The organism is Actinoplanes rectilineatus, from assembly GCF_000962825.1.
Classification (GTDB): domain Bacteria; phylum Actinomycetota; class Actinomycetes; order Mycobacteriales; family Micromonosporaceae; genus Actinoplanes; species Actinoplanes rectilineatus.
Map to the genome: position 1 here is coordinate 1 of NZ_JZKF01000196.1, position 1,514 is coordinate 1,514.

The following is a 1,514-nucleotide window of genomic DNA, read 5'->3' on the forward strand; positions in this document are numbered from 1 at the left end:
GCGAACGGTGCCCTGTTGCAGCAGTGGGGCTGCACGGCGGGCGCGAAGTGGCAGCAGTTCACCCTGAAAGCCGTCGGTTCCAGTTATCAGCTGGTGAATGTGAACAGCGGTAAGTGCATCGACGTGCCGGACTGGTCGACGACCTCCGGCGTGCAGTTGCAGCAGTACGGCTGTGTCGCCAGTCAGAACAATCAGTTGTGGACGCTGGTCGCGAGCGGCACGAACACGTTCCAGATCGTGAACGTCAACAGCGGGTTGTGCATGAGCGACAAGGACGCGTCCACCGCGTCCGGCGGCGCGATCATCCAGGAGACCTGCACCGCCAACACCAACAAACAGTGGGCGTTCAATCCCGCATCCGGCACCGGCGGGGGCGCCACCTGCCCGTGCACGGTCACCGCGGACGGCACCGGCACCTACCGGACCATTCAGGCGGCCGTCGACGCGGTACCGGCGAACAACACCACCCGGCAGGTCATCACGATCAAAGCCGGCACGTACCGCGAGATCGTCACGATCCCGACGACCAAGCCGTACGTGACGCTGCAGGGCGCCGGATCCACCGCCGGCGGCGTCGTGATCGTGAACAACCACAGCTCAGCCGGCGGGTACGGCACCTCCGGCAGCGCCACGGTCTTCGTCAACGGCCACGACTTCGCCGCGGCGAACCTGACCATGTCGAACGACTACGGCGAGGGCAGCCAGGCGGTCGCCGCGAACCTCAACGCCGACCGGTCGGTGTTCACCAACGTCCGGTTCCTCGGCAACCAGGACACCCTGCTGGTCAACAACTACCGGGCGTACATCACCAACTCGTACGTCGAGGGCACCGTCGACTTCATCTTCGGCGGCGCGACGGTGGTGTTCAACGCCAGCTCGATCTACGAGAAACGCAGCACCGGCGGCCCGATCACCGCGGCGAACACCGATGCCGCGAAGACGTACGGAATCCTGTTCTACAAATGCACGATCACCGGCGCGGCGAACAACGTGACCGGACTCGGCCGCCCGTGGGGTGCCGCCGCGCAGGTCCTCTATCGCGAGTCGAGCCTGAGCGCCACGATCGCGACCGCCCAGCCGTGGACCGACATGTCCAGCAACTCGTGGAAGAACGCCCGGTTCTTCGAATACAAGAACACCGGTTCGGGCGCGACCACCAACAGCAACCGGCCGCAGATGAGCGATGCCACGGCCGCGAACTACACCCCGCAGAAATACCTCGCCGGCACCGATGGGTGGAACCCGCTGTGAAAATCAAGACCTCTTGGTGGTACGCGCTGAGCACACTGATCGTGGCCACCCCGGTGGCGGTGGTCGGGCTCACCGCCCTTCCCGCGCAGGCGGCGTTGCCCGCCGCGGGCGCCGACTATCAGTTGGTGGTGACGAAGAGCGGCATGTGTGTCGACGTGCCGAGCGCGTCGACGGCGAACGGTGCCCTGTTGCAGCAGTGGGGCTGCACGGCGGGCGCGAAGTGGCAGCAGTTCACCCTGAAAGCCGTCGGTTCCAGTTATCAG

General features: G+C 65.7%; 2 protein-coding genes. Both read left to right on the plus strand.

The features are described 5' to 3' along the window. Positions 1 to 1,251: pectinesterase family protein (locus WH85_RS46025; protein ID WP_052721340.1), on the plus strand; the 1,251-nt coding region annotated here is incomplete at its 5' end. Further along, the coding region (locus tag WH85_RS46030; RefSeq protein WP_045748555.1) for an RICIN domain-containing protein at positions 1,248 to 1,514 on the plus strand (267 nt) is incomplete at its 3' end. The genes WH85_RS46025 and WH85_RS46030, both read left to right, overlap by 4 nt.